Origin of the sequence: Hominimerdicola alba (genome assembly GCF_900112155.1) — a bacterium.
GTDB classification, from domain to species: Bacteria; Bacillota; Clostridia; order Oscillospirales; family Ruminococcaceae; genus Hominimerdicola; species Hominimerdicola alba_D.
On sequence record NZ_FOKQ01000003.1, the window covers coordinates 174,169 to 198,077 of the forward strand.

The 23,909-nt window shown below is 46.5% G+C and carries 26 protein-coding genes; 8 read left to right on the forward strand and 18 right to left on the reverse strand.

The window, feature by feature from the left end; translation table 11 throughout:
• Position 1: 1 nt before the first annotated feature.
• The 8 genes from BM265_RS02950 to BM265_RS02985 all read left to right on the forward strand — a co-directional run bounded on the left by BM265_RS02950 (position 2) and on the right by BM265_RS02985 (position 6,230).
• A complete protein-coding gene (locus tag BM265_RS02950) occupies positions 2–544 on the forward strand; it encodes a YcxB family protein (protein ID WP_074959977.1) in 543 nt (180 codons plus the stop codon).
• A 35-nt stretch (positions 545–579) separates the two neighbouring features.
• Positions 580–1,761 (forward strand): aspartate aminotransferase family protein, encoded by a 1,182-nt coding sequence (locus tag BM265_RS02955; RefSeq protein WP_074959978.1) that lies wholly within the window; start codon positions 580–582, stop codon positions 1,759–1,761.
• A 17-nt stretch (positions 1,762–1,778) separates the two neighbouring features.
• Entirely contained in the window at positions 1,779–2,219 is a 441-nt protein-coding gene (locus BM265_RS02960) for a GNAT family N-acetyltransferase (protein WP_074959979.1), read from the forward strand.
• Positions 2,220–2,252: 33 nt separating this feature from the next.
• The gene (argF, locus tag BM265_RS02965; protein WP_074959980.1) at positions 2,253–3,167 is read left to right on the forward strand and encodes an ornithine carbamoyltransferase; all 915 of its coding nucleotides are present in this window, start codon (positions 2,253–2,255) and stop codon (positions 3,165–3,167) included.
• 392 nt (positions 3,168–3,559) lie between these two features.
• The gene (locus BM265_RS02970) at positions 3,560–3,934 is read left to right on the forward strand and encodes a GntR family transcriptional regulator (RefSeq protein WP_074959981.1); all 375 of its coding nucleotides are present in this window, start codon (positions 3,560–3,562) and stop codon (positions 3,932–3,934) included.
• Positions 3,934–4,791, forward strand: a complete 858-nt coding sequence (locus tag BM265_RS02975) for an ATP-binding cassette domain-containing protein (RefSeq protein ID WP_074959982.1) — start codon at positions 3,934–3,936, stop codon at positions 4,789–4,791. The genes BM265_RS02970 and BM265_RS02975 overlap by 1 nt, the downstream gene beginning before the upstream one ends.
• Positions 4,784–5,644, forward strand: coding sequence for a hypothetical protein (locus BM265_RS02980; RefSeq protein ID WP_074959983.1), 861 nt, complete (start codon positions 4,784–4,786; stop codon positions 5,642–5,644). Before BM265_RS02975 ends, BM265_RS02980 begins: the two co-directional genes overlap by 8 nt.
• Position 5,645: 1 nt before the next feature.
• Positions 5,646–6,230 (forward strand): hypothetical protein, encoded by a 585-nt coding sequence (locus BM265_RS02985; RefSeq protein WP_074959984.1) that lies wholly within the window; start codon positions 5,646–5,648, stop codon positions 6,228–6,230.
• 141 nt (positions 6,231–6,371) lie between these two features.
• Here the strand turns inward: BM265_RS02985 and BM265_RS02990 are convergent, their stop codons facing one another.
• The 18 genes from BM265_RS02990 to nusB form a co-directional block, all read right to left on the reverse strand.
• On the reverse strand, positions 6,372–7,529 hold the full coding sequence (locus tag BM265_RS02990) for a dockerin type I repeat-containing protein (RefSeq protein ID WP_074959985.1): 1,158 nt from the start codon (positions 7,527–7,529) through the stop codon (positions 6,372–6,374).
• A gap of 522 nt (positions 7,530–8,051) precedes the next feature.
• The gene (locus tag BM265_RS02995; protein ID WP_074959986.1) at positions 8,052–9,269 is read right to left on the reverse strand and encodes a peptidase U32 family protein; all 1,218 of its coding nucleotides are present in this window, start codon (positions 9,267–9,269) and stop codon (positions 8,052–8,054) included.
• A gap of 27 nt (positions 9,270–9,296) precedes the next feature.
• Positions 9,297–10,937, reverse strand: coding sequence for an endolytic transglycosylase MltG (mltG, locus tag BM265_RS03000; RefSeq protein ID WP_074959987.1), 1,641 nt, complete (start codon positions 10,935–10,937; stop codon positions 9,297–9,299).
• Positions 10,938–11,555: a 5-formyltetrahydrofolate cyclo-ligase gene (locus BM265_RS03005; protein ID WP_074959988.1), complete on the reverse strand. Its 618-nt coding sequence runs from the start codon at positions 11,553–11,555 to the stop codon at positions 10,938–10,940. It lies immediately after the preceding gene.
• Positions 11,543–12,088 carry a DJ-1 family glyoxalase III gene (locus BM265_RS03010; RefSeq protein ID WP_074959989.1) on the reverse strand — a complete coding sequence of 182 codons (546 nt, stop codon included), beginning with the start codon at positions 12,086–12,088 and terminating at the stop codon, positions 11,543–11,545. The genes BM265_RS03005 and BM265_RS03010 overlap by 13 nt, the downstream gene beginning before the upstream one ends.
• Positions 12,089–12,103: 15 nt before the next feature.
• On the reverse strand, positions 12,104–13,006 hold the full coding sequence (locus BM265_RS03015; RefSeq protein ID WP_074959990.1) for a DUF2156 domain-containing protein: 903 nt from the start codon (positions 13,004–13,006) through the stop codon (positions 12,104–12,106).
• 3 nt (positions 13,007–13,009) lie between these two features.
• Positions 13,010–13,666 (reverse strand): dTMP kinase, encoded by a 657-nt coding sequence (locus BM265_RS03020; RefSeq protein ID WP_074959991.1) that lies wholly within the window; start codon positions 13,664–13,666, stop codon positions 13,010–13,012.
• 2 nt (positions 13,667–13,668) lie between these two features.
• Positions 13,669–14,430, reverse strand: coding sequence for an FAD-dependent thymidylate synthase (gene thyX / locus BM265_RS03025; protein ID WP_074959992.1), 762 nt, complete (start codon positions 14,428–14,430; stop codon positions 13,669–13,671).
• Between the two features lie 156 nt (positions 14,431–14,586).
• Positions 14,587–16,254 carry a DNA repair protein RecN gene (gene recN / locus BM265_RS03030; RefSeq protein WP_074959993.1) on the reverse strand — a complete coding sequence of 556 codons (1,668 nt, stop codon included), beginning with the start codon at positions 16,252–16,254 and terminating at the stop codon, positions 14,587–14,589.
• Positions 16,255–16,728 (reverse strand): arginine repressor, encoded by a 474-nt coding sequence (locus BM265_RS03035; RefSeq protein ID WP_074959994.1) that lies wholly within the window; start codon positions 16,726–16,728, stop codon positions 16,255–16,257.
• Between the two features lie 3 nt (positions 16,729–16,731).
• Complete coding sequence (locus tag BM265_RS03040; protein ID WP_074959995.1) at positions 16,732–17,595, reverse strand: NAD(+)/NADH kinase; 864 nt, start codon at positions 17,593–17,595, stop codon at positions 16,732–16,734.
• Positions 17,596–17,693: 98 nt separating this feature from the next.
• A complete protein-coding gene (locus BM265_RS03045) occupies positions 17,694–18,389 on the reverse strand; it encodes a TlyA family RNA methyltransferase (protein ID WP_242940754.1) in 696 nt (231 codons plus the stop codon).
• 1 nt (position 18,390) lies between these two features.
• Positions 18,391–20,229 (reverse strand): 1-deoxy-D-xylulose-5-phosphate synthase, encoded by a 1,839-nt coding sequence (dxs, locus tag BM265_RS03050; protein WP_074959996.1) that lies wholly within the window; start codon positions 20,227–20,229, stop codon positions 18,391–18,393.
• 26 nt (positions 20,230–20,255) lie between these two features.
• On the reverse strand, positions 20,256–21,149 hold the full coding sequence (locus BM265_RS03055) for a polyprenyl synthetase family protein (RefSeq protein ID WP_074959997.1): 894 nt from the start codon (positions 21,147–21,149) through the stop codon (positions 20,256–20,258).
• On the reverse strand, positions 21,142–21,330 hold the full coding sequence (gene xseB / locus BM265_RS03060; protein WP_074828573.1) for an exodeoxyribonuclease VII small subunit: 189 nt from the start codon (positions 21,328–21,330) through the stop codon (positions 21,142–21,144). The genes BM265_RS03055 and xseB overlap by 8 nt, the downstream gene beginning before the upstream one ends.
• Positions 21,320–22,540 (reverse strand): exodeoxyribonuclease VII large subunit, encoded by a 1,221-nt coding sequence (xseA, locus tag BM265_RS03065; protein ID WP_074959998.1) that lies wholly within the window; start codon positions 22,538–22,540, stop codon positions 21,320–21,322. The genes xseB and xseA overlap by 11 nt, the downstream gene beginning before the upstream one ends.
• Entirely contained in the window at positions 22,537–23,478 is a 942-nt protein-coding gene (locus tag BM265_RS03070) for a tRNA (adenosine(37)-N6)-threonylcarbamoyltransferase complex transferase subunit TsaD (RefSeq protein WP_074959999.1), read from the reverse strand. The genes xseA and BM265_RS03070 overlap by 4 nt, the downstream gene beginning before the upstream one ends.
• Positions 23,478–23,891 carry a transcription antitermination factor NusB gene (gene nusB, locus BM265_RS03075; RefSeq protein WP_074960000.1) on the reverse strand — a complete coding sequence of 138 codons (414 nt, stop codon included), beginning with the start codon at positions 23,889–23,891 and terminating at the stop codon, positions 23,478–23,480. Before nusB ends, BM265_RS03070 begins: the two co-directional genes overlap by 1 nt.
• Positions 23,892–23,909 lie beyond the last annotated feature (18 nt).

The window sequence follows — 23,909 nt, forward strand, 5'->3', positions numbered from 1 at the left end:
GATGATAGTACTGTTTCAGAACAGCACGACTGTAAAGACCGAAAGTAATAAATCGGATTATGACATAATACATGAGAACAACGAACTCAACAGACGAAAGAAAAAACTTCGCTACGGAGTTACGTTTGCAGTCGCTATACCGCTGTTTATTGTGATATACGTCCTTATGCTGCCAAGGCTTTTCCAAACTTACAGCACTTGTGTCGCTGTATTGCTTATATGCGTTGCCATAGGCTATCTGCCATCGGAGATGATAGTAAAGTCAGTTTTTGGCAATGGTACGGGCACAGGTGAGGTTATAAGCGGGCCCAAGGTTTTCAAATATGTTTTCACGGACGAGAAGATAATGGTCACCCGCGACTTTGACACCATAAATATCCCTTACAACGGTATCGAGAGGGTAACTCAGAATCCCTACTACTACAACCTTTATTTTATGGGTAACAAGTACACGATAGATAAACAAGGTTTCACCTGCCCTGCCACAGAATTTGAAAAACTGATATATGACATGGGTAAGGAGATCGAAATAGAATTAGGCTAAACTACATAAATGATTCTTTGAAAGGATAATGTAAAATGAATACTATAGAACAGTTCAACGAACACGTTATGCCGACCTACGGACGGTATGACCTGGTTTTAGACAAGGGTGCTGAACAGACAGCTGTCAGCGAGGACGGCAAGCAGTACATCGACTTCGGCTCAGGAATAGGTACAAACAGCCTTGGCTACTGCAACGAGGAATGGGTAGATGCAGTATGTGCACAGGTAAAGAAGATACAGCACACCTCTAACTACTACTACACAAAGGTTCAGGCTGATTTTGCTCAGAAACTTTGCGACATCACAGGTTACAGCAAGATGTTCTTCGGCAACTCGGGCGCTGAAGCTAACGAGTGCGCTATCAAGGTGGCAAGGAAGTACAGCTTTGACAAGTACGGCAAGGAAGCTGAGAGGAATATCATCATCACATTGGTGAACAGCTTCCACGGCAGGACAATGGGTACACTTTCCGCTACAGGACAGGACGTTTTCCACAACTACTTCTTCCCTTTCCTGCCGGGATTCGTAAACGTTAAGGCTAACGATATCGATGACCTGAACAAGGTTCTTGCCGAGAATGATGGCAAGGTCTGCGCTATAATGTTTGAATGCATTCAGGGCGAGGGCGGCGTTGTCGGTCTGGACGAAGCTTTTGTAAAGGCTATATTCGATGTTGCCGAGAAGAACGATATCCTGACTATCTGCGACGAAGTTCAGACAGGTGTTGGCAGGTCGGGTAAGTTCCTGGCTTGCATGAACTACGGCGTAAAGCCCAATATCGTTACCATGGCAAAGGGTCTGGCAGGCGGACTTCCTATCGGCGTTTGTCTGGCTGACGAGAAGTGCTGTGATGTTCTGACAAAAGGCACACACGGTTCCACTTTCGGCGGCAACCCTGTTGTATGTGCAGGCGGTATGGCTGTACTGAACAACGTTACAAAGGATGGCTTCCTTGATGAAGTTATCAAGAAGGGCGACTATATTCGTGAGAAACTGAAAGACGTTCCCGAGGTAACAGGCATCAGCGGCATGGGTCTTATGCTGGGTGTAAGCCTGAAAACAAAGACCGCAGGCGATGTATGCAAGGCTTGTCTTGATAATGGTCTGCTGATACTCACCGCTAAGGAAAAGCTGCGTTTCCTGCCCCCGCTGAACATCAGCTACGAGGAGATAGACAAGGGTCTGGCTATACTCAAGGATATCCTTGAAAAATAAAAGTTCGGAGGTATACCATGACGATAAGGAAAATGGTTATTTCGGACTACGATAAAGTTTACAGCCTATGGCTTTCCTGTAAGGGCATGGGACTGAATGACCTTGATGATTCGAGAGTGGGCATAGCAAGATATTTGGACAGAAATCCCGAAACGTGCTTTGTAGCTGAGTGCGATGATGACATAATCGGTGTTATCATCTCAGGCCATGACGGCAGGCGCGGATATATCTACCACACTGCTGTTTCACCAGAACACAGAGGACAGGACATCGGTACAAAGCTTGTGGATACGGCAATGAATGCCCTCAAAGAACAGGGCATAAACAAAGTAGCGCTGGTGTGCTTCTCGAAAAATGACGGCGGCAACACTTTCTGGGAGAAGACGGGATTCACGCAGAGGACTGATCTGTGCTACAGGAACAAAGCGCTCTCGGACATGAAAAGGATAGATACGTAAATAAATAATCTCAAACAATGGAGGTATTACAATATGAACCACTTACTCAAAATGCTTGATCTTTCAAAAGAGGAGATAATCGACATACTCAATCTGGCTGATCAGCTGAAATATGAAAACAAGAACGGTATCGAGCACAAGGTGCTGAAGGGCAAGACACTTGGTATGATATTCCAGAAGTCTTCCACACGTACACGTGTTTCTTTTGAGACAGGTATGTACCAGCTGGGAGGACAGGCACTGTTCCTTTCCAACCGCGATCTTCAGATAGGCCGCGGCGAGCCTGTACAGGATACTGCAAGGGTACTCTCCCGCTATCTGGACGGCATCATGATCCGTACTTTTGAGCAGAAGGAAGTTGAGGATCTGGCTCAGTACGGTTCTATTCCGATAATCAACGGTCTGACAGACTTCTGCCACCCTTGTCAGGTGCTTGCCGATCTCATGACTATCCGTGAGTTCAAGGGTCAGTTCGAGGGTCTGAAGATGTGTTACATCGGTGACGGCAACAACATGGCTAACTCCCTGATCGTAGGCGGTCTGAAAGTTGGTATGAGCGTATCCATCGCTTGCCCCGAGGGCTATCGTCCCGATCCCGAGGTACTGGAATTCACAAAGCAGTACGGCGACAAGTTCTTCATGACCGACAAGCCTATCGAAGCTGCTAAGGATGCTGATGTTCTGTTCACAGACGTTTGGACTTCCATGGGCGAGGAAGCTGAGACAGAGAAGCGCAAGGTCGCATTTGCAGGCTATCAGATCAACGATGAGATCATGGCTGCTGCAAAGCCCGATGCAATGGTACAGCACTGCCTGCCTGCACACCGCGAGGAAGAGATCACCGAGAAGGTATTCGAGGCTCACGCTAATGAGATCTTTGAGGAAGCTGAGAACAGACTCCATGCGCAGAAGGCTGTAATGGTCAAGGTCATGGGTGAGAAGAAGTAAAAAATCTTGCGTTACTGCCAAGGAAGAGAGTTTTGTCTGAATAGAACAAGTAATTTATTCACCCCAAAACAATATATAAAGACGATACAGCTGCTCTACAGCCACATCTTCGGGTGTGGCTGTTTTTTTGGATTAAAACAACAAAAGCAACAATGTTTATTGATTTGTAATACGGTATGTTCATTACAGTTTATGTTAAGTTCTGTCAAAAAAATAGATTTTCTGTTGTAGAAATTTACTAAAAATACTATGCCCCTATTGACAAACCAAATCTTATGTGATATGGTTAGTTATAGAAGTAACTAACCAGCTAGGCTAATTACTTCTGAATAGCTATTCAAAAAAAATGAACAAACAACTGTGTAGAGAAAAAGAAAGGAGAATGAGACTAAATGGGTGTATATTATCCGCATTTCAACGATACTGAGCCCCTGTTTATACAGATAGCCCAGTGGCTTGAAAACAAGATAGTCACTGGTCAGCTGGGTGAGGGAGAACAGATACCAAGCACAACAGAGCTTTCGCACAGTTTAAATATCAATCCTGCAACTGTTCGTAAAGGTGTCAATATCCTTGTGGACAAAGGACTGGTATATAAAAAGAGAGGTATGGGTATGTTTGTGGCTGAAAATGCGAATGAAAATGTCAGAGATGACAGACGTGTCAAATTTTATGATGACTTTGTAGCCCCACTGTTGAACGAAGCGGAGCGGCTGGGGATTACCCGTGAAGATATCATAGGTATGCTGAAAGGAGATGAAGACTGATGAGCAGGATAGAGATAAAGACACTTACAAAAAAATATAAGAAAAAGACTGCTCTGGACGGCGTTTCGCTAAGTATTGAAAAGGGTATGATTTACGGGCTTTTAGGACGTAACGGTTCGGGGAAGTCAACACTTGTGGATTTGATAGGCGGACGTATTTTTCCTGATTCGGGTGAGGTTACTCTTGACGGTGAAACAGTCAGTGAGAACGATAAGCTGCTGCGTAAGATCTACTGCATGAGTGCCGAGGATCTTCTTCCCAAGCATATGAAAGTGAAAGACGCAGTCAAGGCTCAGGCGTATTTCTACAAGGATACCAATGAAGACTATGCTCTGAAACTCTGTGATATTTTTGGCATTGACCCGAAAAAACGTCTTTCTCAGCTTTCAACTGGACAGCGTACTCTTGTCAAAGTTATACTGGCACTTTCCAGCGGTGCTGACTTCATCTTCCTTGATGAACCTGTTCTGGGCATTGATGCCAACTGCCGCGAAGAGCTTTATAAGCAGATCATCGAACGCTTTGACAAGACAGAAGCCGCATTTATCATATCCACACATCTGATCGATGAATGTGCTGGTCTTTTTGAGCATTATTTTGTTCTGGAAGAAGGAAAACTTATCGCAGATGAAGATTGTGAAGAGCTTCAGGCGAATGCGTACCTTATCGAAGGAAGAGCTAAGGATGTCACCGAATATCTAAAAGACAAACAATGTCTGAAAAAGACAATAATAGGCACGTTATGCAGTGCCTGTGTCAAGGGCGAAGTAAAGGACGTGCCTGATGGACTGGAAGTCTCACACCCTTCACTTCAACAGCTTCTGATAGCTATGACAGGAGGTGTGCAGGATGGGTGAATTTCTCTCTTACTCATTTCGTGGAAAAGAAGGCCTGAGGAGATATCTCAAATATTTCGGGCTTAGTCTCGGAGTTTTATTCCTGTTTCATATCATTCTACTCATTGCCGGTATCATCAGTGTAAATTTCAGAAGTGACTGGAAAAACATTTATGAAAGCGCAGGTGCTGCGGCGGCAGGTATCATTTTCGGGATAGTACTTTATGATCTTATAAAGATATCACTGCATAACGGCACTTCAAGAGTAAGTATTCTTGTAGGCAGCGGTGCAGCAGCTCTCACGTTCGGTGCGCTGAGTTCTGTAATGATAGAAGCTGTCTACCTTATAACAGATGGTATTTTCAGGCTTGCAGGCATGAGACTCGACTGTATAATAATGTGTGATGACCGCCATACCTGGGCAGGCGGTGAACAGTTGTCAATGCAGGGCATGAACGATCTGCTCGCACATGACCCGAGGTTCATATTTTTCAGCATAAGCGAGATATTCCTGCTTGTTATGCTGGGATATACAGCTGTGATGGTATTCCTCGCAGTAAAGCAAAGGACAAACCTTTTCGTTGCATCGATCGCGTCTGCGGTAACAGCGTACTGCTATTTCAATCTGTTTATAGATTACGACGGTTCGGTAACACTTCGCGGACAACTGATGACAGGGCTCAGAGAAAATATGGTATATATCGGAGAGATACTTCACCCCGACCCAATGGCACCTGATCAGTACGGCAGTTGCCTTGGAGCGGTCATAGCTTTTCTGACAACTGCGTTGATGGTATTCATGATCGGTTATCTGGTTTATGCAGTGTTCATACTTAGGGTTCCTGCTGCAGAAAGAAAGAGAGGTGTTCGTTAATATGAAAGAAAGTCTTACTTTTATCCTAAAAGCCAGATTCGGTATAATTTTCACAGCTGTAACCGGTGCTGTTACAATGTTTCTGACTGCAGGGATCTTTGCAATTCCGCTGATGAATATGTTTAGGTATGCAATGGGCAATCCCCAGGTGACAAAGTTTGAGGCGGCAGAGAAACTAAGTTTGAATTTTGAACGCAGCAGCACAGCAAAATTCGAGATCATATCGCTGATAGCCGCAGCGATATGTGCGGCACTTCTTGCAAATACCGCTTTGGGCTTCTTCAAGGCAAACGGTGTTAGCCGCAAAACTTCATCGAAAGCGCTGTATACCTATGTACCGATAACCGCGCTGATACTCACAGCCGAAAATCTGCTGGTGCGGCTGTGTGTTGTGAGAAACACGATCTACATAAACTCGCTATCTCTTAAAACTATGATATTCGGCAGCGGGACTTACGATGTCTTTGCTGACAGACCCTCGGTCATCTCCGAATTTGCAGGAGCGGCAGTTTACTTTGCCGCAGCACTTCTCCTTATGTATGGTGCAATAATTATTGTATCTCGTTCCCGCAGCGATACGGACTAACAATAATCGGCTGTCCGACATACGCAAGGATCTTTCCTGATACTTTTATAAACAAACAAGGCATTCACCAAACGATGAATGCCTTGTAAATTTATTCGCCCTGCGATGCAGTTCCGCTGAGGGTGATTCCTGTCATTTGTATCATACTTCAGGAAGAGTATCTATCATTCCCAGAATATATTTTCTGACAGCCATAGCATCTGCATCGGTTATGCCATCGCCGCTGCCCGAACAATCAGCGTTTATTTTTCCCTGCTCAGTCAGTTTATACTTTGAAGGTGCTGACAATGTCTGCTTGATAAGTATGAAATCAGAAATATCCACTTTTCCGTCGCAATTTGCATCACCATAAACTGCCTTTGGAATATCCGAAATATTGCTCTCTGTTACGGGAGCCATGCTCGGTTCGGTATCACCCCACCAGTCCCAACGGTCAGCGGTACGGTATTTCTCCATATTTCCGCCTGCCGAAGTCCAGGTAAAAACATTGTCGTAAAGATGTCCTTCGTAATAATAAAACTGTGCCATAGAACAGATCTCATCAGCATAGGTCTTGTATGCACCGTCGTCCTCAGCCATATAGCACCAGCCTGTATTAAAGCCCTTCAGGCTGTTCCTTATGACCTGATAGCCGTGCATTCCTTCCTCATTAATACAGATCTCAGCAAAGTGGAGTATCTTTCTGATACCCATGTGATTTGAGATTATACAATCATAGAAATTGGATTCCGTGAAAGAATACTGAAACATCTCAGGAACGTTGTCTTCGGGCATGAACTTGGGGTCGCAGTCTGCAAAAGCAGTAACAGCGGTCTGAAGAGTACCGTATGCATGGGCAGAGTTAACACCCCAGCCGTCTTCATAAGCTGTTTCATGGTCTGAGCCTATCTTGCCTTCACCCAGAGTAGATTCACGAGAACCAAGTCCAAGAAACAAAGCATACACCTTTTCACGCTCCGGCTGTCCAAGACGAGTGGAGATAAGATCCCAGTGCTCATCTATCTCTTTATAGAGAGCATACTTTACCTCCTGCACTGACATATTATGATTGATAGCGCGTATCTCAGCCGTAGAAGCGTTTGCAGGAGTATTCCTCTCCCCAAAGCCAAGGGGATTGCCGACTCCTTCCTTCTGTATATCACGGGAAGTATCATGCAGAGGGTCGCAGGTATTTCCGGCACAATACCATTCGTCTGCTGAAGCAACGATAGAAGTATCAATATCACCTGCCGATATCGAGAGTGATGATACCATCATTGCAGCCGCGGTAATAACACCGAAAAATCGTCTTTTATTCATAAATATCACCTCATGTTTTGAGTCGTTTTACTGACACGGACAGACCTCCGTCAAAGCAAAATTGACGTCTTACCAAATTACCGTTACATATTATATCACATTTCCCTGTAAATTTCAATATAATATTATGAAATATGGTTATACCCTTAACACACAACAAGCTAAATCACTTCACCAAAGCAGCCAATAGCCTTAAATACGCACTGTTTCCAAGCTTACTGCGATTGAATTTGCAGCAGTATTCGCCAGCATATAACGCTTTTAGTTTCCGTGGTAAGTTCCCGAGATCACAACATAAAGAAGCCCTTTTGCTGAGATATTTGAAAACAGACCTGGAATATCACTTTTTAACTGAAATCAGCATATAAACCGGCAGAACAAAACACCCCCAAGGCCTCTATTATGAGGAGGGATTGGGGATGTGGGCAATAAAAAAGCTTATTTCACAAATGAATATGTTTTTTACTCTGATATTCGGATATGGTTAGAGGGTGCTGCGGTTGCAACACCCTCTTTTTCGTGTTATTTTTTGATTCGAATGATCGAATTCTTCGGAAAAACACAATCACAAGTCATAGAAAACTTCATAGCCGCATGATTTGCAGTATCAATAGGCTCACCCTTTTCATCAAAGAGCTCGCTGGCTGTGAGTATCACAGGTTCACCCTCAGGCGAAAGCACTTCGACTTCGTCACCCTTATTGAACTTATTGCGCTGTTCGGCATATATCCTGCCATCTCTGCAATCCTCGATAACTGCAACAACGTCGTACTCGCGGACATAGCCGCTGTTTTCGTAATACTGGCTCTCGCGTGGGTTGCCGAAGAGGAATCCGGGGCAGTAAGCACGGTGGCTCACCTTATAGACCTCGTCTTTCAGCCACTGGGGCAGCCGATAGTTATCGGGGTCAGCCTTATAGATATCCATAGCCTTGCGGTAAGCATTGGTTATAACGGATACATAGTAGGAAGACTTTGCGCGTCCTTCTATCTTGAAGCTGTTCACGCCTGCCTTGGCAAGCTTATCGATATGCTCGATAAGGCACATATCCTTTGCATTGAGGATAAACGTTCCGCGCTCGTCCTCAAATATGGGATAGAACTCGTTGGTACGCTTTTCTTCCATCAGGTGATATCCCCAACGGCATGGCTGAGCACATTCGCCGCGGTTGGCATCGCGGGCTGTGAGGTACTGCGACAGCAGACATCGGCCCGAGAAGCTTACGCACATAGCGCCGTGTACAAAACACTCGATATCAAGATCATCTGGGGTCTTAGCTCGTATCTCAGCTATCTCTTCAAGGGTCAGCTCTCTGGCGAGGACTACCCTTTTCGCGCCCATGTTATAAAATTCATTGGCTGTGACATAATTCACGATGCCTGCCTGAGTGGAAATATGTATCTCGGTATCAGATGCAAATTTCTTTGCAAGGCTCAAAAGACCCAAATCGGTAACTATCAGCGCATCAACGCCAGCATCTACTGCATTTTTTACAAAGCCCTCAAAGTGAGGTATCTCGTTATTGTGCGGCAGAGTGTTACAGGTCAGGAAGACCCTTTTGCCGCGTGAATGAGCAAGTTCACAAGCTTGTGAAAGAAGCTCTGGTGTAAATTTTGCGGAAGCGGCTCTCATTCCGAAAGCTGTACCGCCAAGGTAGACAGCGTCTGCGCCGAAATCCAGCGCAGCGTGCAGTCTTTCCATATCGCCTACAGGCGAAAGTATCTCAAGGAGATCGGACATCAGTTATCCCTACCAATTCTCGTTGTATTATTCGTTGTAATTCTCTTCGTCGTTTTTTTCATCGCTTACGTCGCCGTCATCTGCTGTATCGTCAACTATCTGGTCACCTCTGCCAGCCTTAACAAGGTTCTTCTCGTGCTCATCAAGTGTCTCCGCATAGAAGGTCTCGCCTGTTTCGATATCGTTACAGAAGTAGTAGTAATCTGTCTTTGCGGGGTTCAGAACTGCTTTGATAGCATCCATACCCGGATTGCAGATAGGTCCTGCAGGCAGACCGTCAATAGCGTAGGTATCGTAATACTCAACATAATGTTCAGCCAAGTCATCGTTCTTTGTATTCGGCTTGATGACTTTGTTGATATAGTTATAGGTGGTATCGGACTGGAGCATCGGGAAAGTATCCGAATCTCTCAGACGGTTGAGGAATACCGAAGCAACCTTAGGCATCTCATCAACATTTGCAGCTTCAAGCTGAACGATGGAAGCAAGAGTGATGGTCTCGTTAAGAGTAAGACCCTGATCGTTCATCTTCTTGTACATAGCTTCGTTCATCTTTGAATCGTAATGATCTCTGAGTATTCTGGCGATATTATATGGAGTATCATTTACATAGAACTCATAGGTATCGGGGAAGAGATAGCCCTCTCTTGCATAGAATACGTTCTTGTTCTCAGTAAGGTAGCTTTCAAACTTGAAGCCCATATCTCTGTTGAATTCAAAGAGGAAGTCATCAGCAGCGCAGACATTATTTTTTTCAAGCTTCTGGGCGATATCTATAAGGTATTCGCCCTCGGTGAAGGTCACAGTTACTGTTTCATAGGACTCTCTCTGCTTCTCAAGCTCTTCGATGATATCAGAGTAAGGCTTGGAAGGCTGAAGCTTGATATCTCCCGGATATATCGTGCTGGGCTTCATGATCTTTAAAGTATATAGGAACAGCTTCTTATTCTTAATGATGCCGTTCTCCACAAGAAGATCAGCTATATCCTCATTTGTTGAACCCTCAGGGATATTGAATGATATCTCGTTATCGTCCTTGCCTATGCCATAGTATTCCATACCAAGTGTCAGTCCTGCAACAGCCAGAACCAGTGATACGGTTAAGATTATGGTAACAAGGATTATACCGCCGAAGATCGAGCCGTTGAAGCCGATGCCTTTCTTCTTTCTTCTGCCAGAGGACTTGCCGCTTCTCTTTTTGCCCGAGCTGCGGCCATCAGCAGAACGTGATCTGGAATTGGAAACTTTTCTTACGGGGATATCTTCCTCGTCATCTTCGTCCTCATCTTCGTCCTCATCTTCGTCGAACTCGTCTTCAATGTCGGAATCTTTTCCGAAGTGCTTCTTGATATCGTCGTTGCCGATAATAGCAGCTTCCTTTTCCTCTTTGGGTTCCTCGGAAGCATCTTCTTCATCCGCTATCACAGCTTCAGGTTCTTTTGCTTCGGGGATAGATGCAGGAGCGGGTGCGCTCACTTTCTCCTCACCGTTATCGTTCTCAGCCTCGGCAAGTCTTCTTCTCCTTGGTCTGTTTTTCAGTTCAGCAAGGAGTTCATCTATCTCGTCAACTTCGGCTTTCTTCGGCTTTTCAGCGCTTAACGAAGCATCGCCGACGTTCTCTTTGCTTCCGCCGAGTATATCGTCGATATCGAAATTTTTGTCACTCATTCATTTTGACTTCCTTTCCTTTATATTATCCGCAGGAATTTTTATCCAGCCTTTCTCGGTAATTATCCAGTCAACAGAAACATCATGCTCATCGCGAGGTAATTCACCCTTTGTCAGGCAGCTTTCGCAGCACAGACCAACGGTTACGCCTTTGAAATCAGTGAGGAATCTGTCGTAGAAACCCTTGCCGAAACCCAGCCGATAGCCTTTGGTATCAAAACTAAGGGCTGGCACAACACATAATGCGTGTGTATAGTCATCTATGCGCTGGCATTCGGTGGCAGGTTCCAGTATACCAAAATGACCCGTTTCAAGGTCATCAAGACTGTTAATGCGGTAAAAATGCATTTCATTTGTCTCACTGACACATCTGGGACAAAGCAGGCGCTTATCTGCACCGCCATTTATATCACCGAGAATTTTCTCGATAATGTCAATTGTACCTATCTCCATATCCCCCGATACATAGATGAGGATATCGCGGGAATTTTTATAAACATCGCTTTCGATGAAAGCGTTACATACCGCGCGGTCAGCAGAGCGTTTTTCCTCGGGGTCTCTTGCAAGCCTGAGCGCTTTGAAATGTTTTCTCAGCTCTTGCTTGGTCAGTCGCGGCATTGTATGCCCTTTCTTATTTCCTCAGCCTTAGCTTCGGAAACGAGCTTTGCAGTAAGGGTAAGGGCAAACTCAACGGCTACGCCTGCGCCCTTTGCGGTGATGAACTTGCCGTCAGCAGCAACGGGTTCACCTGAAATAACTGCGCCTTCAAGGTCTATTTCAAAACCGGGGAAGCAGATAGCCTGCTTGCCTTTCAGCAGGCCCTTATGACCCAGTATACTGGGGGCAGCGCATATCGCTGCAATATACTTATCGTTCTTAGCGCAGAAATCTATAGCTGCCTGAACGTAGTCATCATTTTCAAGATTTATAGTGCCCGGCATACCGCCCGGGAGGACGATCATATCAACTTTATCGTCAAGAACGACCTTATCTACGGTAATATCTGGGGTGAATCTCACCTTGTGGGCACCGACAACAGTTTCACCGCTGACGCCTACTGTTACCAGTTCAACGCCTGCGCGTCTTAAAATATCGATGGGTGCCAGAGCTTCAAGCTCTTCAAAACCATCTGCCAGAAATACGTATACCATAGCATTATCCTCCGTTCATTCAAAACTTACTGTATACTTATGCAAAAGAAATTCAGGGTGATATGAGAGCTTTGAGCGTCTTAGACCCTCGATGCCCATATCCTCTTCCCTGTTTATATATTTTAGCTGAGAAGCATATTTTTTTGCGAACTGATTGCATAGCATTGGGTACGCACCATTGATATCGCTTCTCGCCTTTTCGATATGCACAACAAATGTATTGCTGTTGAGCTGTTCACCAATGGTAAAGCCCACCATCTCGCCGTTTGCGCGGAGTATCCCGCCTTTAAGACCGAGATAGTCCATATTCATCAGAAAGCGGTGTATGGCGTACTGCTCGATAGCTGCCGAGCCGTCATTATCATCGCCAGAATTATAAATATCGGCGGCGAAACGGAAACAATCCTCGATATCACAGGGTCTTATCTCATCAAAAGACCAGTCATTCTCCATAAACCTGTTGATGTGGTTCCTTTTGCCGTGATATTTTTTGCCTTCAAGGGTGATGAGCTTTTCGGAAAGGTAAATATAATCGGAGCTTCCGCGATCAGTGGAAAAGCTTATCCTGTCGCCGTAGACTTCTTTGAGCCATTCAAGATCATATTCGGTGACGGAGCAGACTCTGAAAACATCGCCCTTATCCGTAATATATTTTTCAAGCTCTGCAAGGAGAGACAAGGTCTTTTCCCAGCCCTGAGCATCATCCGCCGCACCTGTAGGGAACGACAAAACCGGCTTTCCATCACTGAAATTCATCAGTATATAAAAGTCACCGTGAAGACATATCAGCGAATCGCTCAGCCTGTGCCACGCGAAATTATTCGCGAAGCTGTACTCACAGCCCATGCGGTCGGACACTGCAAGACTTGCATTTATCTCGTCGCGGTCGGTGAGTTCAATTTTTCTGAAATCAAACATTTATTATTCAATTATCCCCGTGAGCTTTTCAAATATCGTATCGATGCTCAGCGGTTCATCGCCGCAGCCGCATTCAACGATATCCCAGCCCTGTTTTTCGGCGGTAAAAAGCGCTGCCTTGCGGCACATACGCAGAAAACCGATGTTCTTTTCGTGGATATCCTTTTTGCTCTCATCTCCGCCGTATCTTGCGGAAAGCAGCTTCTGGGAGATATCGATGGGCATATCAAGGAAAATAACCTTATCGGGCTTTGGCAGACCCAGTTTGCCGTACTCGTAATCCTCCAGCCATGTCAGATAGTTTTCCCATTCTTCCTCGGGAAGCTTGGTCATCTGGTAGATGCAGTTGGATGTCACGTACCTAGCCGCAAGGATAAGACAGCCGTCATTATAATCGTCTTCCCAGTATTTTTTATAGCTTACATATCTGTCAGCCGCATAAAAGCTTGATGCAGCATAAGCATTGACAGCTTCTGCACTTCCGGCTATATCGCCACGCAGGTACATCTGTACCAGTGTGGAAGACGGGTCATCATAATCGGGAAAACTTATGGCTTTCAGCTTAACACCCTTGGCTTCAAGATACTCCGCAAGCTTTTCAAACTGTGTGGACTTTCCGCTGCCGTCGAGACCTTCGAGAACTATCAGTTTATATTTCATAATCAAAGCACCTTATATTTTTCACGAACTTCTGCGAACTTTCCGCAGGTCATCTTGCCCTCGGGACATTTGCCCTCTTTAACGCAGGAAGGTCCAGCATTTTTGAATACATTGGGGGCTACCTCACGGCAGAGTCTCAGCATTTCATCCGCAACAGCCTTTATCTCCCACTGTGCGCGATTGCAGCAGCGGTGTTCAAAGAAATTGAACAGGCTCCTGACGTTCATGGTAACGACTATCTTAGTCTCGCAGGCATTGGGAAGGACGAACCTTGCATCCTCATTAGCCTTTTTGCGTGCGTTGCGTGCAGCTGTCTTTTCATCCTGACCCTGTGCTATGAAATCAGCGGTGTGTTTTTCGGTAAGCATTTCGGCTATCTTGTGATAGCTTTCCACCAGAACTTCCATAGTGCGGTCGAATTCAGCCTTAGCTTCGGGCACAGCTTCTATCTCGGGAGGTGTTATGAAATCAAAACCGTCCTCGTTGACATATCGCTGGCTTTTCTGTGAATAGGAAGCTATCCTGTGTCTCACCAGCTGATGGGAACAGGCGCGGGAGATGCCTTCGATACCGAAAGTAAAGCTTACGTGCTCCATAACGCTCTCATGACCGATGGAAGCCAGCATATTAACGAACTCAGCTGTTTTCTCCTCGGTAAGACCATCTTTAAGAGAACCGATATCGCTGCTTGAATAGCAGAGCTTTGCCGCAGTGGCGATTATCTTTTCAGGTTCGGGAGTATGAGCGATAAGCATTACTTTCATGAAACATCTTCCTTTCATCTCATAGATATATTTATTATATCATTAAATTGGATTCAAGTCAACAAATATTCGTAAATTTAACAAAATGACCACGAAAAAAGGCAGATAAACTCTGCCTTTGAATAAAATATCATAATTTTTCGCCGAAAACAGACCTTATTTTACAGCCGAGAGAAGTTCATCAGCATTTTCAAGCATAAGCTCGGTGATATTATCACCGCCCATTATCCTTGCTATCTCGTATTTTCTTTCCTCGTGTGCGAGAGTTCTAACGGCGGTGACTGTTCTGTCACCCACGATATTTTTCTCGATAAGCAGATGATTATCCGCCATAACCGCTATCTGGGCGAGGTGAGTAACACAGAGCACCTGTCTGTGGCTTGATATCTCACGGAGTTTCAAGCCTATCTTCTGAGCGGCTCTTCCGCTGACACCTGTGTCTATCTCATCGAATATCAGTGTGTCGATGGAATCCTTTTCGGCGAGAACGCTTTTGAGAGCCAGCATAATTCTTGAAAGCTCACCGCCCGATGCTATCTTCGCGATGGGTCGGGGTTCTTCACCGATATTTGCGGATATCAGAAACTCGATATTATCCATGCCGTTCAGTGTCAGCTTGCCTGTTTCCTGACCCACCACAAGCTTTACGCTGGGCATATTCAGGAATTCAAGCTCTCCTGTTACCTGACTTACGAATCTTTCAGCGGCGGCTCTGCGGAAATCTGAGAGGGTCTTCGCCTTGTGGGAGACCTCAGCCAGCAGACGGTCTTTTTCGGCTTCAAGCTCCTTGACATTCTGCTCAGAACTGCTGAGTATTTCCAGCTCTTCCTCACTTTTTTCAAGGGTGGATATTACATCGCTCAGCTCCGGACCATACTTTTTGCATATCTTTCGCAGGTCATCGGAACGCTGATTCAGCCAGTCAAAACGCTTGGGGTCAACATCAAGCTTATCCAGGACAGAAGACAATTCTCCCGAAATATCATCAAGTTCGATAATGGCAGAATTGAGCCTTTCACTGATGGGCGCAAGCTCTGCCATGATATCGGTGTAGCCGTCTATCTTATCGGAACACTCGGAGACCATTTCGGATATACCCTCGGTCTCATCATCACCGGAAAGCATCATCTGGGCGGCGTATACAGCCTCGGATATAGCAACCGCGTTCTTTGAAACCTCAAGTTCGGCGGCTATCTGCTTTTCTTCGTCGGGGTCGGTGATGTCAAGGGCGCGGATATCGGCTATGATATCTTCCAGCTCAGCGATGCGCATTTCCTTTCTGCCGGCTTCTTTACGCAGGTCGTTTATCTTTTTTGCAACGTGCTGAAGTTCACGGAAAGACCTCCTGTAATCACTGATAAGTTCTTCCGAACCCGCATAGCCGTCAAGGATATCGATATGCTTTTCAGGGGACATGAGTATCTGGTTATCGTGCTGACCGTGGATATTCACCAGCAGATCGCCGATATCACGCAGTAGAGATACATTCACCGCTCGCTGATTCACCCTTGCGATACTTCCGCCGTCAGAGCGTATCTCACGGGTCAGGGAGATCTGACCATCCTCACAGTCAACGCCCATTTCTTCAAGCTGTTTCAGAACAGTAGCGCCGATATCGGTGAAAAGTCCTGAGATAACAGCTTTATCAGCCCCTGTTCGGACAATATCCTTAGTAACACGCTGACCGAGTATAGCATTTATTCCGTTTATCAGTATTGATTTACCTGCACCCGTCTCGCCCGTGAAAGCATTGAAACTTTCGGTAAAGCCTATGGATGCTTTTTCAATAACCGCAAGATTTTCGATATAAAGCTCTCTTAACATTTATTTTTCGTCCTTGCTGTACAAAATGGTATTGAGCTCACGCACCAGTCTTTCAGCATCTTTCTGAGTTCTCATAAGCATAAAGATGGTGTCATCGCCCGCAATAGTGCCCACGGAATTCTCGATATCGGTGGTATCGAGCTTTGCGCAGACAGCCTGAGCCATACCCACATGGCACTTGATTACAACCGTGTTCATAGCGTGATCCACACATATTACGGAGCTGTGGAGAAGTCTGAGAGTATCGCTGTTGCCGCGGTCAAGCCCCTCTTTACTTAGGCGAGGCACAGCATAGCGGCTGACTCCCAGCTCACTGCTTACTTTTATCAGCGAAAGCTCCTTGATATCCCTTGAAAGCGTCGCCTGTGTGACGGTCATGCCGTTCTCTTCAAGGGCCGCTCTCAGGCTTTCCTGAGTATCGATAACTCTTTCCTGAACAAGTTTGAGAATAAGTTCGTGACGATCAGACTTCATAAATCATCCCTCCGTATCCTTTAGAGGTCTCATAAGCTTAGTGTTTACCGACGAGAAGAAACTACCTCCGCAGATATCGATGATATCAAGGCTCTCCTTGGCGCGGCGGATATTTATCTCGTCTCCGTCGGACAGTCTGTAAACTATATTTCCGTCAACATTCAAGTGGACGTGGGCATTGTCAGCAGTGTGGCACTTGACTTTGATCTCGCTCGAAGCCGAGAAAATCATAGACCGTGCAAACAGCGTGTGCGGGCATATCTGCGTGAATTCAATACATTCCATTTCGGGTTCGATTATCGCTCCCCCTGCGGAAAGTGAGTAGGCTGTAGCACCTGTAGCGGTTGAGAAGATCACACCGTTAGCACGTATCAGCGAAACGATCTGACCATCCTTAACGACTTCAAAATCAGAGATCTTGCAGTCATCCGACCTTGAAACAACAACATCATTAAGGGCGGAATAAGTGCCTTCTTCGCCGCTTGCAGAAGCTTCCAGCATCATGCGGCGGCTCACTGTGTATTTGCCCTCGGTGAGGTTGCGCAGAAGATCAAGCTGGGAATGTTCCAGTGAAGCCATAAAGCCCAGTCTGCCGCAGTTTATGCCGAGGATAGGTGTTCTCAGCCTTGAAGCTCTGCCTGCACATTTCAAGATAGTGCCGTCGCCGCCGATGGCGATGATTATGTCGGCATTATCCATGCATTCCTCGGTACTGCCGAAAACCATACCGTTTACGTCGGCAAAAACGTCCTTATACTTCTCGCTGACCGAGAAACCTATGCCGCAGCTGCGAAGAACGTTGCAGGCTTCCACCGTGTATTCGGCGCAGCGATTTTTACCCAGATTGGGATACAAAAAAACTTTCATATTACTCACCCACTAAAAAAGCGTTTTCAACGAGCTTTTTCAAATCGATAGATGCAGCGGCAGCCCGTCCGTCGTTTATAAGATATGCAAGATATTCCCTATTGCCGTCCCCGCCTGTTATGCCGGAAGGCACTATCCCCACCACGGAAAGCCCGCAGCTTGTGAAAAACGCGGTCATATCCCGCAATACGCGAAGATGGTCTTTTTTTGTCCCTGACTATCCCTTTCTTATTCAGTGCAGCCTTGCCCGCTTCAAACTGGGGCTTAATAAGCACCACCATTTTGCCACCGTTATCCAAGCATGATACCAACGCGGGCATAACCTGGGTCAGGGATATGAAAGAGAGGTCAACGCTGATAAACTGCGGTCTTTCCGGAAAATCAGCAGGGGTCAAGTAGCGTGCATTTACACCTTCCATATTTACAACACGATCATCATTAAGCAGTACAGGGTCAAGCTGACCACTCCCCACATCAACAGCATAAACGAGTTTTGCGCCACGTTTAAGCATACACTGAGTAAAGCCGCCTGTTGATGCGCCTATATCAGCGCAGACAAGATCAGCGATGTCAAGGTCAAATGCTTGAAATGCGGTTTCCAGCTTGATAAGACCTCTGCCCACATAATCGAAACTGCTGTCATCTGCCTCGACTTTGTCGCCCTCAGCCACCTCTGCGGCGGGTTTGGTACATACAGCGCCGTTAAGCTTAACACAGCCCGACTTTATCATTGTCTTGGCACGTTCTCTGCTTTTGGAAATGCCATTATCAGTCAGGTAGACATCTAATCTCATCTTAAATCCTCTCTTCGGCTGTCTGCGCTATTTTTTCAGCGGACAGACCAAGTTCGTCAAGCAGGGCATTGGGATCGCCGTGAGGTACTAAGCCTTTGATATTAAAGGCTTCCACATTCCCGCACATGGCGGAAAACTTTTCGGATATAGAACCGTCAGTATAGGCTTCCTCAAAGAAAAGCACCTTGTCGTAGTCCCTGACTATATCAGCGATATCGTCTGCCAAGGGGAATACCTTGACAAGTTTCAAAGTATCACATATAATGCCTTTTTCTTTTAGCATATTTGCGGCTTTGCAGACGTTATTGTAAAGTCTGCCATAGCTTACAAGCAAAGTATTTCCGCCGTTTTTGCTAAGATAATTTGTAGTTCTGATAGTGTCAAGACCACAACTTGACACTTCTTTCCCTCTGGGGTAACGAACAACCGCTATGCCCTTTTCTTCAAAAACTGCTTTTTTAAGGCAAAGCCTGAGTTCCTGATAATCCGACGGAGAATAGATCGTGACATTAGGCACGGCGGTCAGGAATGAGATATCAAAAATGCCCTGATGTGTCTCGCCGTCACTTCCTACAATGCCCGCACGGTCAACACAGATAACTGCGTGAAGTCCGCCAATGGCAAGGTCGTGGATAAGCTGGTCATAGCTTCTCTGCAAAAATGTGGAATACACAGCGAAAACAGGTATCATACCAGCGGCGGCAAGACCTCCGCAGAATGTTACCGCGTGTTCTTCGGCTATGCCAACATCAAAAAATCTGTTAGGAAAATTTTTGGCAAAATATTGAAGACCTGTTCCGTACTTCATGGCAGCTGTCACTGCGCAGATGCGCTTATCAGCCCTTGCAAGCCTGCAAAGCTCCTTTCCCATAACGGTTGAGAAGCTGTCAGCACTGACAACATCCGGATTGCCTGTGGATATCTCAAACGAACCCACACCGTGGAACTCGCCTGGATTGGCTTCTGCGGGTGCATAGCCTTTTCCCTTGACAGTGTTCACATGAACGAAAACAGGCTTTTTCGATGCTTTTGCCGCGCGAAGTCCTGCTTCCAGCTCTTCGATATTGTGACCGTCCAGAGGTCCGATGAACTCGAATCCCAGCTCTTCAAACATTGTGCTGTGCAGAAGCATGGACTTGAAAGCGTTCTTCGATGATTTGACGACTTTCTTCACAGGCTGACCCACAACAGGGGTAGCGTCCAGAACCCTTTGAACGGCTGATTTTGTTCTTTTATATGAAGACTTTGTCCTCAATGTGGAGAGGTATTTCGCCATACTGCCCACGTTGCGGGATATAGACATTTCGTTATAATTCAGGATAACGATGATATTCGTCTCGCTTTTGCCTGCGTTGTTAAGACCCTCAAAGCTGAGTCCGCCCGACATAGCGCCGTCACCAAGTACTGCGATGGCATGATGTGGGTCGCCTTTGATCTTGTTTGCATAGGCTATGCCCAGCGCCGCGGATATGGAATTTGAGCTATGTCCGCTGATAAATGCGTCATGCTCTGATTCATCGGGACGGCAAAAGCCAGAGATACCGCCCTCTTTTCGCAGAGTAGAAAAACTGTCCCGCCTGCCTGTAAGTATCTTATGGGTATATGCCTGATGTCCCACATCCCAGACTATCTTATCCTCAGGTGATTCAAATACCCTGTGGAGAGCAACGGTCAGCTCCACCGTACCGAGATTTGATGCAAGGTGTCCGCCGTTTTTGGAAACTGTCTTTATCAGAAGTGCCCGTATCTGCCTGCAAAGCTCATCACACTGGTTGTATGACAGCCTTTTAAGATCTGCAGGCAGGTCGAGACTGAAAAGATCCGCTTTTTTATCTGCCATAATCTTTTAAACTCCCTTCGCCGAGATCATGAGCGTCTGCCGAGCAGTTCCTGTGTCAGCTCAAAAATAAATTCGTTATTATCAAATTTTTTCAGAGCACCAAGGGCGGTAACGGTAAGCTGAGCAGCTATCTGTCTCGACCTTTGCAGACCCAGCAGAGATACATATGTGTTCTTATGCTGTTCGCTGTCGCTGCCGATGGGCTTGCCTAACTCTTCAAAAGTGCCTGTAACATCAAGGATATCGTCCACTATCTGGAAAGCCCTGCCCATAGCCTGAGCGTACTCAGCGGCAGCAGGGATATACTCCATCCTGCCCGAAATGATAACTCCCATTACGCAGGCAGCCTCGATAAGAGCCCCTGTTTTATAGGATTGCAGAGTATTAAGAGTCTCAATATCGATAACTTCGTCCTCGGTCTCGAGGTCGATGACCTGACCGCCTATCATGCCGTCGGTACCGATCGCCTTGGAAAGTACTGAAACAAGCATTACAGCTGTTTCAGCGGAAATAGTGCCATCCATCGCGCAGTCGGTGATGACCTCGAAAGCCAGGGTATTCAGCGCGTCACCTGCCAACAATGCTATCTCCTCGGAAAAAGCTTTATGGCATGAGGGCTTGCCCCTGCGGAAGTCGTCATTATCCATACATGGAAGATCATCATGGATAAGGGAATAGGTGTGGATAAGCTCAACTGCACAGGCGAGCTTCACCATTTTGTCTATATCATCACCGCCGCACATACGGTAGAATTCAAGTATCAGGATAGGTCTCAGCCTTTTGCCGCCAGCACTCAGTGAATACTCCATTGCTTCAAGTACTGCGCTTTGGAGCTCGGGCTTATTTTCGGTGAATCTCAACAGCTCTTCATTTATTTTTTCGGCATAAGCCTTTAACAGCTGTTCATGTCTATCAGTCATCAGTATTTTCTCCGTTCATAGTTTTTACTGTGAGTTTGGCGTTCTCCAGTGCTTTTTTGCTGTCCGCCGTCAGACCCACACCCTCTTTATAAAGCTCTAGTGCCTTATCAAGGGGGAGTTTATCGCTTTCAAGCTGAGCCACAATCTCCTCAAGCCTTTGCAGATTTTCTTCAAATGTCATTTATATCAGCCTTTCGGTCATTTATCTTTGTCGTAACAGCCGCAACCGTGCCGTCGGCGAAGCGTATGCTTATCTCCATGCCCTCTTTGATATCCTTCACCGAGGTCAAAGCTGTACCGCCGCTTTCCACAAGAGCATATCCCCTGCCCAGCACGTTGAATGGGCTGAGTGTCCTCAGCTGTGCCGCCGCCCTGTCAAGGTTCAGCTCGCAGACTTTCAGCTTGTTTTCCATAAGCATACGAAGTCTGCTCTCAGCTTCATCAAGGCGCTTTTCGGATTCTTTCAGCCGACGTTTCGGCGATGAAGCCCTGAGCCTTGTATCCAGCTTTTCAATTTCTATCATCCTGCCCCGCAGGTACATACCAAAAGCGGAATCCAGCCGTGCTTTCATCACATTTGCCGCAGCATACATATCCACGATATCGGGAGTTGCAAGTTCAGCCGCCGCCGAGGGGGTAGGTGCCCGCATATCAGCGGCATAGTCTGCAAGAGTCGTATCCGTCTCGTGACCCACTGCGGATATCACAGGGGTGGAACAATCCGACACCGCCATTACAACAGTTTCGGAATTGAAAGCATCAAGGTCTTCGGAAGAACCTCCGCCCCTTGAAAGTATTATGGTATCCGCGCCGCTTTTATCCGCAGACCTCAGTGCCGCCGCAACCGAAGCAGGTGCTGTATCTCCCTGCACCGTAGCTGGATAAACTTCCACCGTGCACACAGGGTAACGTCTGCCTACAATATTTAAGATATCCTGCAAGGCTGCACCGTCTGCCGATGTAACAACAGCGATCTTTTTCGGCACCATGGGTATGGCTTTTTTCTTTGACTGATCAAAAACACCCAGCTTTTTCAGCTTGTCTTTGAGCAGCTCGTTCTTAGCAAAAGCTATGCCCGTACTGCCGAGAACAGCTATCTCGGTGGCGATTATCTGGCAAGAACCCTCACGCTCATATACCTCAACATCGCCCATAACAAGGACACTCATGCCGTTTTCAGGCAGGGCTTTCAGCTTTTTCACCCGTCCCGCAAACATGATACATTTTATAGAGCTTGCTTCGTCCTTGATGGTAAAAAAAGCGTGACCCGTCTTGAAATGTATGCTGAAATTTGATATCTCGCCCTTGACCGCCGCACCTTTGAATTTAAGCTCCTGCTTTATCTTGAATGCCAGCAGTTTGTTGAGCTGACTGACTGTCAGAACACTCATGGCTCATTTCCTTTCATGGCGGCATAGATCGCTATGCCAACTGAGTTGTCTCCCGAAAATTCGGGCGCAGCAAAATATGCGTCAAACTGCTTTGAAAGCTTATCAGCGATAAGCTTGTCCGCCATGACGCCCCCTGCGTAGATAACGGGCATTTCGCCGTACTTTTCAAGACCCGCCTTTGTCATCGCCGATATTGTCTCAAAGATATAGTCCAGACAGAACTTTGCAGTATCCTCGGGAGATTCGCCTTTTTCAAGCATCTGAACACACTTGTTCTCCACTCCCGATAACGAGCAGTCAAGCCCTTTCACCGAGGGTCTTATCCTGAATTCCCGATTACTTTTGCGGGCAAGCTCTTCAAGCTCTTCACCGCAGGGAAAACTAAGCCCAAGCCTTACGCCAAGCCTGTCGATACACTGACCCGCTTTGAGATCGTCGGAATGACCTGCCTCAGTCAAAGAAACGACCTTTTCCTTGTCCCCTCTGCACAGCAGCATATCCGTAGTACCGCCGCTGACATGGAACGCAAGAAAAGGTTCGCCGTTATCAAGAAGACTAAGCTTTTTGCAGGAATACAGAGCCGCCAGCACATGACCTTTCTGGTGAGAGGTACGCTCAGGCTCTATACCTGCGGCGGCGGAAACTGATCGGCACACGTTCTCACCCACAAGAAAACAGGGCATATATGAGCCCTCAACTTCTCTCGGGGCATAGGAATAGGCACAGCCCGAAAGCCGCGGCTTGCCCGAAAACAACTCCTCCATAAGCGCAGGAAGCTGTTTGGTATGATGGAACACCGCGTCAGACTGCCTAAGTCCACGCTCGCCTTTTTTCACGGGAAGAAGCTGTCTGCAAGACTTTACTTCACCCGTTACGCTGTCATACAGCGCACAGCTCGTCCTGTAATTACTGGTGTCTATACCTAAGTATATTCCCATCAGTCCTCGTCCTTTTTGATATCCTTTGCAAATGAACCCAGGAGACCGTTAACGAAAGCGATATCAGGTTCGAGAGCGTATTTCTCGGTAAGAGCCACAGCCTCGCTTATCGCTACGTTCACAGGTACTTTTTCATCATAAAGCGCTTCGTAGATAGCAAGTCTCAGCGCGGTAAGATCCACCTTTGGGATACGGCTGACAGCGCGCTTGTCGGAATACTTCGATATTATGGAATCAAGCTCCTCCTGATTATCGAATATAGCACGCACAAGGGACTTCACTTCATCGTTCACAGGTATGAACTCGCCAAGTTCCTCGGCACTCTCAAATATCTTATCCAGATCATCGTCCAAAAACATTTTTTCAAAAGACAGCAGAAAAGCAGCCTGTCTTACTTCTCGTCTTCCTGCCACACAAACACTCCTAACAAA